Genomic DNA, 9,525 nt, shown 5'->3' with positions numbered 1-9,525 from the left:
GGCGTCGTCCCGGTCGGCGCCGGGGTCGAGGCGTACGGTGCCGTCGGCGAGGGCGGCGGCGAGGGCACCGGCGGTGCCGTGCGGCTCGGCCTCGGCGAGGACGGCCGGTTCGGGGAAGAGGTGGGTCAGGGTGCCGCAGGGCGCGTCGAGTGCCTTGCCGTACCGCTGGACCAGCCGTTCGGCCTCCGTCCGCCCCACGAGGGCGCGTACGGCGAGTTCGTCGGGGTCGGCGGCGCCGGGTGAGCGCAGCCCGGGGCGGGCGGCGACGAGCGGGGCGAGCCGGGGGTCGGCGCCGAGCCGCTCGTCGACGGCGTAGGGGTCGGCGTCGAGGTCGAACAGGCGCCGCAGCCGCTGCACGGAGGTGGTCAGGTCGCGCAGGTCGGTCAGGTGCAGGCGGGCGTCGAGCCAGCCGCCGCTGCCGGTCCTCGGCCGGCCGGGCCGTTCCTGGACGGCGACGATCCCGGTGCCGTAGGGCAGGCGCAGGGTGCGCCGGTGGACGCGGCGGCCGGGCGGGCCGCTGACCTCCTCGACGCCGGCGACGGCCTCCCGCTGGAGCAGGTCGAAGACGGGTCCCGCCTGGTAGGGGCCGCGGTGGGCGAGCCGCAGCGGGATGCCGGCGGACGGGGTGGCCGCCTGGGAGGCCCGGTCGCGGGCCGGGGCGGCGGCGCGGACGCCGCTCGGGGTGGCCGCGTAGACGGCCCTGATCGTGTCGTTGAACTGGCGGACGCTGGCGAACCCGGACGCGAAGGCGATCTCGGTCACGGGCAGGCCGGTGGTCTGGAGCAGTACGCGGGCGGTGTGGGCCCGCTGGGCGCGGGCCAGGGCGACCGGCCCGGCGCCGAGTTCCGCGGTGAGCTGGCGCTGCACCTGGCGGGGGCTGTAGCCGAGCCGGCCGGCGAGTCCGGTGACGCCCTCGCGGTCGACGACGCCGTCACCGATGAGCCGCATGGCCCGGCCGACGACGTCGGCGCGCACGTTCCAGTCGGCCGAGCCGGGCACGGCGTCCGGGCGGCACCGCCGGCAGGCCCGGAAACCGGAGCCCTGCGCGGCGGCGGCCGTCGCGAAGAAGCGCACGTTGTGCCGCTTGGGCGTGACCGCCGGGCAACTGGGCCGGCAGTAGATGCCGGTGGTCTCGACGGCGAAGAAGAACACCCCGTCGAACCGGGCGTCCCGGCTGCGGACGGCCTCGTACCGGCTGTCCTCGCGCTCGGCGGTCTCCCTCAGGTCCCTGTTCACGCTCTCCAGTCTCCGCCGGCCCGGCGGACCGGGCTGGCGGAAATCGGACATCACGCTGAGGGTGCCCGGCGGCTACCGCGCGCGGCCGCGCTTGGCCTCCATCATCGCCTTGCCCATGGCGCCCCGGCGCTTCCACTCCTTGCGGATCTCGGCGCGCAGCCGGGCGTCGGTCTTGGCGACGATGCGCTGGTTCTCCCGCAGCAGCTTGCGGTAGCTCTCCAGCCGCCGCCCGGGCAGCTCACCGTCGTCGATGGCGGCGAGGACGGCGCAGCCCGGCTCGCTCTCGTGGGCGCAGTCGTGGAACCGGCACCGCTGCGCCAGCGCCTCGATCTCGGCGAACACCTGGCCGACCCCGTGCCCGGCGTCCCACAGCCCGACGCCCCGCAGCCCCGGGGTGTCGATCAGCACGCCCCCGCCGGGCATGACCAGGAGGTTGCGGGTGGTGGTGGTGTGCCGGCCCTTGCCGTCGACGTCGCGGATGGCCTGGACGTCCATGACGTCGTCGCCGAGCAGCGCGTTGGCGAGCGTGGACTTGCCTGCGCCGGACTGCCCGAGCAGCACGGCCGTGCCGCCGGCGACGACGGCGCCGAGGACGTCGAGCCCCTCGCCCTGCTCGGCACTGACGGACAGCACCGGCACGCCGGGCGCGGCCGTCTCCACGTCCTGGACGAGGTACGCCAGGGTGACGGGGTCGGTCACCAGGTCGGCCTTGGTGAGGACGACCACGGGCTGGGCACCGGACTCCCAGGCGAGCGCGAGGAACCGCTCGATCCGCGCGAGCTCCAGCTCGGCGGCGAGCGACACGGCGACGATGGCGTGGTCGACGTTGGCCGCGAGGATCTGCCCCTCGGACCGCTTGGAGGAGGTGGAGCGCACGAAGGCGGTACGGCGCGGCAGATACGCGCGGACGTAGCGCGGGTTGCCGTCCGGTTCCACGGCGACCCAGTCACCGGTGCAGACGACGCGCAGCGGATCGTGCGGGGTGACGAACGCGGTGTCGGCCCGCAGGACGCCGCCGGCGGTGACGACATCACACTGCCCACGATCGACCCGCACGACCCGGCCGGGCACGCAGCCCTGCTCGGCGTACGAGGTGAACTCAGACTCCCAGCCTGCGTCCCAGCCGTAGGGGGCGAGCGGGTGCGCTGAGGAGGAAGAGGAGGAGGAGGAGAGGGAGGAAGCGAGATTCAAGGGAGACCCTTCACAGGGCGGCCCCGGCGTCCGCGTGTCGTACGCGGGAATGCTGGTCTGTCAGCCGGTGGCCACGGAGGTGGACGTGACGAACTTCCGGATGCGGGCAGCGCCCGTCGCAACGACAGTCATCAGACACACCTCCTGCTCTCAGCTCGGCTGTGGCCACATCCTAGGAGCAGCCGGCTCCCGGACGCCACGGAATATTCGCCCCCCCCTGCGGGAGCCGTCCTCTCACACCTCGACCGGCGTGTCCTCCGGCAGGCTGTCCATGAAGGAGCTGACCGAGAAGACCGCGTTGCCGGCGCCGGGCGGGCCGTAGCCGGGGGGCGAGGAGAGGCCGAAGTCCTCCATCGTCTGGCGGTAGGCCTGGAGCAGGCGGATGTGGTACTCCAGCGGGGCGCCGTCGGGGTTGGTCTTGCCGAGCGGGGTGGTGGGCTCGGGGCACCAGGTGGTGAAGCGGGGCGTGATGCCGTGCGACATGAAGAAGCGCAGGCCCTCGGTGGTGGACGCGATGGCCTCGTCGACGGTCTTGAAGCCGTAGGGCTCGGCCATCTCGACGCCGGCGACGAAGTTCGGGATGACGTTGCGCGCGCCGAAGACCTCGGTGGAGTCGAGGATGCGCTTGTGCCACTCGTCGCGGCCGACGTAGCGCTCCTTGCCGGGGCAGTACATCTTGAACAGGTACTCGTCCCACACCTCGAAGTTGGGGTGGTAGATCTGCACGCCGTAGTCCTTGAAGCGCTGGACGTCCGGCTTGGGCAGGGCCTGGGCGACGACCTTGCCGATCCAGCGGCCGGGGAAGTGCTCCTCGATGGCCTTGGCGTAGCGCCCGTAGAAGTCGGCCTCGTCCAGGCCCTGGACCTTCGAGGTGATCGCGCCGCCGGTGAGCGTGTAGGCGGTGGACGTCTTCGCCGTGTCGTACGTGTTGATGATGTCGAGCGCTTCGAGGACCTCGTCGACGTCCTTCACACCCGTGTACGGGCGGCCCGCCGCCTTGTGCTGGCGCCAGTTGTGGTTGATGTCGCAGTACTGGCACTCCTCCTTGGCGCCGAAGTACTGGCAGACCCGGAACGCGGTCAGGTAGATCAGGTAGCCCCACTGGATGGTGGGGGCCACCTCCATGACCGACTTCCCGTTGGCGAGCTTGTGGCGGTAGTACTCCGGCATGGGCGGCACGCCGACGTCGGAGATCCGCTTGCCGTCGAGGTAGAGGCCGAGCTGGTTGTGCTCGTCGGCGGCCACGCGGTACGGCGAGGACGGGTTCACGCGCACCGAGACGACGGTGCGGCGCAGGTCGTAGGGGCCGCCGGTGAGGATGATCTCCTCGGGCGGGCGGCGCAGCGCGGCCTCGCCCAGCTCGGGCAGGGTGCCGTGGTCGAAGGAGAAGATGAAGTACGACTTCGGCTTGACCTCGCCGTCCTCGTTGTCGCTCAGCGCGGAGGGGTCGAAGGCCACGCCGCCCCGCAGGAGGTCTTCCTTGAAGACGGCCTCGCGCGGCACGTGCGGGAACCGCTCCATCAGATCCTCGACCAGCGCGGTGCGGCTGTCCATCGAAGTGTCTCCTCCCGGTTCGGACGTACGACTCCTCACGGTATGCCCCCGGCGGTACGGCTTCCCGCCCGGGGCCCTCCCAGACGCGCCGGGTAGGTTTCCGCGCTATGACCGACATCACCGTGACCAACTGGGCCGGGAACATCACGTACACGGCCAAGGAGCTGCTGCGGCCCCGCTCCGCGGACGCGCTGCGGGCGCTGGTGGCGGGCAGCTCCCGGGTGCGGGTGTTGGGCAGCGGGCACTCCTTCAACGAGATCGCCGAGCCCGGCCCCGAGGGCGTCCTGCTGTCGCTGGCCGCGCTGCCGCCCGAGGTGGACGTGGACACGGCGGCCCGTACGGTGCGGGTCGGCGGCGGGGTGCGGTACGCGGAGCTGGCCCGGCTGGTGCACGCGCGGGGGCTGGCGCTGCCCAACATGTCGTCGCTGCCGCACATCTCGGTCGCCGGGTCGGTGGCGACCGGCACGCATGGTTCGGGGGTCGGCAACGGGCCGCTCTCCTCGTCCGTGCGCGAGGTGGAGCTGGTCACGGCGGACGGTTCGACCACGGTGATCGCGCGGGGCGAGGAGCGGTTCGGCGGCGCGGTCACCTCGCTCGGCGCGCTGGGCGTCGTGACCGCCCTCACCCTCGACCTGGAGCCGGCCTACGAGGTCGAGCAGCACGTCTTCACCGAGCTGCCGCTGTCCGGCCTGGACACGGAGACGTTCGACGCGGTGATGTCGGCGGCCCACAGCGTGAGCCTGTTCACCGACTGGCGGGAACCGGGCTTCCGGCAGGTGTGGCTCAAGCGGCGCACCGACCAGCCGCTGCCCGGCTTCCCGTACGCCGCCCCGGCCACCGAGAAGATGCACCCGGTGCCGGGCATGCCCGCGGTCAACTGCACCGAGCAGTTCGGGGTGCCGGGGCCGTGGCACCAGCGGCTGCCGCACTTCCGTGCCGACTTCGTGCCCAGCAGCGGCGCCGAGCTCCAGTCCGAGTACCTGATGCCGCGCGGGCACGCCCTCGACGCGCTGCGCGCGCTGGACGCGATACGGGGGATGGTGGCGCCGGTGCTCCAGACCTGCGAGGTGCGCACGGTCGCCGCCGACGAGCAGTGGCTGAGCCCGGCGTACGGGCGGGACACGGTGGCCGTGCACTTCACCTGGGTCGAGGACACCGCGGCGGTGCTGCCGGTGGTGCGGCGGGTGGAGGAGGCGCTGGACGCCTTCGACGCGCGTCCGCACTGGGGGAAGGTGTTCACGACCCCGGCGGCGGTGCTGCGCGGGTATTACCCGCGGCTCGGTGACTTCGGGGCGCTGGTGGGGGCGCTGGATCCGCGGGGCAAATTCACCAACGCGTTCGTGCGCGGGGTGCTGGCCGGCTGAGGCGGGCGGCGGGCGGTCAGTCCGTCGTGCGGCGGAGCTCCACCAGCGGGATGACGCGGCCCGCCCCTTCCTGGTGCTGGGCGAAGAACGGCGCCTGTTCCAGCAGCTGCGGCCACAGCCGGTCGCGCTCGGGCCCGTCCAGGACGGTGGCGACGGCCGGCCAGGTCTCCGGGCCGAGTTCGACGGTGACGTCGGGGTGGGCCACGAGGTTGTGGAACCAGTCCGGGTGCCGCGGCGCCCCCATGTTGGAGGCGACGACCACCACCCGGTCGCCGTCGAGGCGCCAGAAGCCCATCGGGGTGGTGCGCCGCGTGCCGCTGCGGGCCCCGGTGTGGGTGAGCAGGAGCATCCGGTCGGCGTGCATCATCTCGCCGATCTTCCCGCTGCCCCGCTGGGCGCGGAACTGCTCGGCGACCTGGCGGTTGAGCGCGTTGCGCTGCTCGGTGCTCATCGTCGACGGGTCCATGGCGGCCAATCTGCCACAGCCTCCGCGCCCTCGCAGGACGTCCGGTGCGTCGGCGGTCCGGGGGGCCCGGCCCGGGGGCCGCCCGTACGCGGCCGTCCGTTCCGGCCCCTTCGGACGCCCGGCCCCATCGGGCGCGCCCCTCCGCGCGACCTTCCGTGCGGCCGGACCAGGCCGGACCGGCCCGGGGCGCGGTCTCGGGGCTGTCCTAGGATGCGGGCTGGAGATTCCGCGATGTGAGCGCACCCGCCGGAGAGGTGGACCCATGCCCCGAGCCGGCCTGACGACCGAGCGCGTCGTCGCGGCCGCCGCCGACCTCGCCGACGAGGCGGGGTTCGAGAGCGTCACCGTCTCCGCGCTGGCCCGGCGCCTCGGGGTGAAGGACGCGAGCCTGTACACGCATGTCCGCGGCCTGCACGACCTGCGCGCGCGGATGGCGCTGCTGGCGGGCGGCGAGCTGATCGAGGAGATCGCGCAGGCGGTCGCCGGACGGGCCGGCAAGGAGGCGCTGGCCGCCTTCGCCGGTGCCTACCGGACGTACGCGCTGAGCCACCCCGGCCGGTACGCCGCGACGCAGATCCGCGTCGACCAGGCCCTCGCCGCCGACTCCCCCGCGCTGCGCCGCACCGCGGAGATCACCTACGGGATGCTGCGCGCGTACGGTCTCGGCGAGCCCGATCTCACCGACGCCGTACGCCTGTTGCGCAGCACCTTCCACGGTTACTGCGCCCTGGAGGCCGCCGGGGCCTTCGGTGCGCCGCGCGACGTGCAGGTCTCGTGAGACAGGGCCGTGGAGGCGCTGCACGTCGCGCTGGAGCACTGGCCGGCCGGCGACTGACCCGCGCCCGCCGTCCGCTCAGGCCTTGCGCCCGACCCCGCAGACGGCGACCTCGGCCGTGGGCTCCGGGGACGAGGTGCCGTCCGGGCGCCAGGCGGCGGACGCCACCACACCCGGTTCGACGAGGTCGAGCCCGTCGAAGTAGGCGGCGATGTCCTGCGGGGAGCGCAGGTGGTAGGTGTTGGCCGACTGCGCGTTGTACGTCTCGACGGCCGTGTTGAGCGCGGCGTTGCTGTTCGTGCCGTCGCTCAGGGCGAGGTAGCTGCCCGGCGGCAGCGCCGACACCAGCCGGGCGACCAGGTCCGCGGGCCGCTCGTCGTCGGCGATCTGCCCCATGATGCCCAGCATGGTCAGGGCGACGGGCCGGTCGAAGTCCAGGGTCTTGGCGGCCTCGGCGAGGATCCGGTCGGGGTCGCGCACGTCGGCGTCGATGTAGGCGCAGGCCCCCTCGTCGCTGCTGGTGAGCAGGGCTTCCGCGTGCGTCAGGACGAGGGGGTCGTTGTCGACGTAGACGATCCGGCTCTCCGGCGCGATGCGCTGGGCCAGCTCGTGCGTGTTGTCCGCGGTGGGCAGGCCGGTGCCGATGTCGAGGAACTGGCGGATGCCGGCCTCCCGCACCAGGAAGCGCACGGCGCGCGCCAGGAACGCCCGTTGCAGGCGGGCGACGGCCGCGAACTCCGGGAAGGTCGACAGGATGACGTCGCCGACCTGGCTGTCGACGGGATAGTTGTCCTTGCCGCCCAGCAAGTAGTTCCAGACACGGGCGGAGTGCGGGCGGTCGGTCTGGAGCCGGGCCCTGACTTCATCACGCGGGTGATCCATGGGGACAGCTTCACACAGAGCGACGCTTCTGGGGGTCAACTACCCAGCTTTTGCACGGCGCCGTAGCTCGGCACCGTACCGCCGGGTGCCCGCCCGGAGCGGATGTCGGCCATCGCGTCCAGGGCGGCGCCCAGCGCGCGCCGGTACAGCAGCGAGCCCAGGCTCACCCGGCGTACGCCGAGGTCGGTGAGGTGCGCCAGGGTGGGGCCGGCGGGGGTGTAGAGGACGTTGAGGGGGACGTCGAGCTGCCGGACCAGGGCGGCGATCGTGCGCGGGTCGCTCACGCCGGGCACGAAGAGGCCGTGAGCGCCCGCCTCGCGGTAGGCGTCGAGGCGCCGTGAGGTGCCCTCGCCGTCGCCGAGCCAGTACGTGTCGGTACGGGCGTTGACGAAGAGGCCGGGGGCCGCCGACCGCACGGCGGCGATCTTCGCGGCGTGCCGGCCGGCGGGACCGAGGCCGTCCTCCAGGTTGATGCCGACGGCGCCGACGGCCGCGAGCTGCCGGGCGAACTCGCCGACCTCATCGGGGTCGTCGCTGAAGCCGCCCTCGGCGTCGACGGAGAGGAGGAACGGCTCCGAGCCCAGGGTGAGGGCCAGCCGCAGCGTCTCCTCGCGGGTCGCCGAGGCCCCGTCGGGCAGCCCGCCCGACGCCGCGACGCCCAGGCTGGTCGTGCCGATCGCCGGGTAGCCCCGGCCGGCGAGGAGGAGCGCGGAGGCGTGGTCCCAGGCGCACGGCAGCAGCAGGGGCTCGCCCGCGCGGTGCAGGTCGGCGAAGGCGGTCACGACAGGTCTCCCACGGCATCGGCGTAGTACGCGGACTCGGCGACGTGCAGGGCGAGTTCGCGGAAGGTCCAGCCCTCGCCGGGCGAGTGGTCGAGCTGTTCGCCGGTGAGCGCGTCGAGCCGGTTCGCCCAGATCCGGGCGAGCCGGGTGAGGCGGCTGCGGGCCTCGTCCAGGTCCTCGCCGGTGAACGGCGCGCGGTCCGCGTCCGTCGTGGTCGCGGAGGCGTGCCAATGGTCGGGCACCGGCCGCTCCCCCGCCAACCGCGCCTCCAGTTCGGCGAGATGGTCGATCAGATGGTCGGCGACGCGCCGGACGGCCTTGTGCGGGGTGTAGAGCCGGTCGTCGACGCGGACGGGTTCCCCGTCCCAGGCGGTCCAGGTGGCGGCCAGGTCGAGGACGTGGCCGACCATGCCGGTGACGGCGTCGGCGGGCGTGACGGTGGCCGTGGCGGTGCTCGTTTCGCTCATGTCCCCGACGCTAGGCGCCCGTTGGTTCGGCCCCGGCCGAAGTGTCCCGGGCGTTCGGGCGGGTACCCGGACGGTCACCTGGAGTCATCGGCTTCTCCGACCGGTCGGAAGGTGGACATGGCCAGCATCGAACGACGCGACGACCGCCCCGAGCGGCGGTGGCAGGACAAGTTGTGGGTGATGGGCCTGATGGCCCTGGCCATCGGGGTCGTGACCCGCATGGCCCTCAACGGATTCTCCGGATGGCTGTCGGCCCTCGTCAGCGCCGCGCTGATGAGCTGCTACGTCGTGTGGCTGGTCCGCAGGCGCCGGCACCACGACGCCCGCACCACCGGCACCGCCCCGGACGACGTGCCCGCCATGGAGCGGCAGATCCTCAAGGGCGCGCCGCCGCCCGAGGAGCCCGGGCGGCGGCGTGCCATGGCCGCCCTGGTCGACTCCCGGCAGCAGCGGCTGCGCCGCAACCGCTGGTGGGCGCTCCCCCTGCTCGCCGTGATCTTCTTCGGCACCGCGGCCCTGTGGTTCGCCTCCGGCGCCGTGGCCACGGGCGGCTGGATGCTGGCGGCCGCGGTCGTCGCCATGACGTGGATGGTCTGGTACCACTTCCACTACGACCGCCGCCTGACGCAGATGCGCCGCCGCCTCCAGGGCTGAGCCGGCACGGCGTGCGCGCCTCTCTAGGGCCTGTCGTTTGGATCAGGTCGGCTGAGAGAGACGGTGCGTCTGGGCCGACCCGAGCGGGGGGTGGTGCGTGCAGCTGCAAGGCGGAGGAGGGCGACAGGGCGGAGCCCTGGCAACCGACGACAAC

General features: G+C 73.4%; 10 protein-coding genes. 3 read left to right on the top strand and 7 right to left on the bottom strand.

What is annotated here, in order from left to right:
- From GTW67_RS14640 to GTW67_RS14630, 3 genes are all read right to left on the bottom strand, one after another.
- Positions 1-1,287 (bottom strand): bifunctional transcriptional activator/DNA repair enzyme AdaA (locus GTW67_RS14640; RefSeq protein WP_237518855.1); only part of this gene is annotated, 1,287 nt, incomplete at its 3' end.
- A gap of 21 nt (positions 1,288-1,308) precedes the next feature.
- The gene (gene rsgA, locus GTW67_RS14635; protein WP_161165255.1) at positions 1,309-2,427 is read right to left on the bottom strand and encodes a ribosome small subunit-dependent GTPase A; all 1,119 of its coding nucleotides are present in this window, start codon (positions 2,425-2,427) and stop codon (positions 1,309-1,311) included.
- A 234-nt stretch (positions 2,428-2,661) separates the two neighbouring features.
- On the bottom strand, positions 2,662-3,981 hold the full coding sequence (locus GTW67_RS14630; protein ID WP_161165254.1) for a radical SAM protein: 1,320 nt from the start codon (positions 3,979-3,981) through the stop codon (positions 2,662-2,664).
- A 107-nt stretch (positions 3,982-4,088) separates the two neighbouring features.
- Here GTW67_RS14630 and GTW67_RS14625 point away from each other — a divergent pair, with 107 nt between their 5' ends.
- A complete protein-coding gene (locus GTW67_RS14625; RefSeq protein WP_161165253.1) occupies positions 4,089-5,345 on the top strand; it encodes an FAD-binding protein in 1,257 nt (418 codons plus the stop codon).
- A 16-nt stretch (positions 5,346-5,361) separates the two neighbouring features.
- On the opposite strand, the gene GTW67_RS14620 is transcribed toward GTW67_RS14625, so the two are convergent.
- A complete protein-coding gene (locus GTW67_RS14620) occupies positions 5,362-5,796 on the bottom strand; it encodes a nitroreductase family deazaflavin-dependent oxidoreductase (RefSeq protein WP_161165252.1) in 435 nt (144 codons plus the stop codon).
- A gap of 277 nt (positions 5,797-6,073) precedes the next feature.
- On the opposite strand from GTW67_RS14620, the gene GTW67_RS14615 reads away from it, so the two are divergent.
- Positions 6,074-6,589, top strand: coding sequence for a TetR/AcrR family transcriptional regulator (locus tag GTW67_RS14615; RefSeq protein WP_161165251.1), 516 nt, complete (start codon positions 6,074-6,076; stop codon positions 6,587-6,589).
- A 75-nt stretch (positions 6,590-6,664) separates the two neighbouring features.
- Here GTW67_RS14615 and GTW67_RS14610 read toward each other — a convergent pair whose 3' ends face one another.
- The 3 genes from GTW67_RS14610 to GTW67_RS14600 are packed head-to-tail and all read right to left on the bottom strand — an operon-like array spanning position 6,665 to position 8,717.
- The gene (locus GTW67_RS14610) at positions 6,665-7,468 is read right to left on the bottom strand and encodes an SAM-dependent methyltransferase (protein ID WP_161165250.1); all 804 of its coding nucleotides are present in this window, start codon (positions 7,466-7,468) and stop codon (positions 6,665-6,667) included.
- A gap of 35 nt (positions 7,469-7,503) precedes the next feature.
- Entirely contained in the window at positions 7,504-8,250 is a 747-nt protein-coding gene (locus GTW67_RS14605; protein WP_161165249.1) for an isocitrate lyase/phosphoenolpyruvate mutase family protein, read from the bottom strand.
- Complete coding sequence (locus tag GTW67_RS14600; RefSeq protein ID WP_161165248.1) at positions 8,247-8,717, bottom strand: hypothetical protein; 471 nt, start codon at positions 8,715-8,717, stop codon at positions 8,247-8,249. Before GTW67_RS14600 ends, GTW67_RS14605 begins: the two co-directional genes overlap by 4 nt.
- A gap of 117 nt (positions 8,718-8,834) precedes the next feature.
- Here GTW67_RS14600 and GTW67_RS14595 point away from each other — a divergent pair, with 117 nt between their 5' ends.
- Positions 8,835-9,371 carry a hypothetical protein gene (locus GTW67_RS14595; protein ID WP_237518854.1) on the top strand — a complete coding sequence of 179 codons (537 nt, stop codon included), beginning with the start codon at positions 8,835-8,837 and terminating at the stop codon, positions 9,369-9,371.
- Positions 9,372-9,525: the final 154 nt, after the last annotated feature.

The organism is Streptomyces sp. SID5910 (assembly GCF_009862125.1).
In the GTDB taxonomy this organism is placed as follows: Bacteria; Actinomycetota; Actinomycetes; order Streptomycetales; family Streptomycetaceae; genus Streptomyces.
This window is presented reverse-complemented; position numbering and strand designations above follow the sequence as displayed.

Coding starts and splice junctions, on each gene's coding strand:
- GTW67_RS14600 (WP_161165248.1), bottom strand. CDS start 8,717: ATGAGCGAAACGAGCACCGCCACGGCCACCGTCACGCCCGCCGACGCC.
- GTW67_RS14620 (WP_161165252.1), bottom strand. CDS start 5,796: ATGAGCACCGAGCAGCGCAACGCGCTCAACCGCCAGGTCGCCGAGCAG.
- GTW67_RS14610 (WP_161165250.1), bottom strand. CDS start 7,468: ATGGATCACCCGCGTGATGAAGTCAGGGCCCGGCTCCAGACCGACCGC.
- GTW67_RS14595 (WP_237518854.1), top strand. CDS start 8,835: ATGGCCAGCATCGAACGACGCGACGACCGCCCCGAGCGGCGGTGGCAG.
- GTW67_RS14615 (WP_161165251.1), top strand. CDS start 6,074: ATGCCCCGAGCCGGCCTGACGACCGAGCGCGTCGTCGCGGCCGCCGCC.
- GTW67_RS14625 (WP_161165253.1), top strand. CDS start 4,089: ATGACCGACATCACCGTGACCAACTGGGCCGGGAACATCACGTACACG.
- GTW67_RS14630 (WP_161165254.1), bottom strand. CDS start 3,981: ATGGACAGCCGCACCGCGCTGGTCGAGGATCTGATGGAGCGGTTCCCG.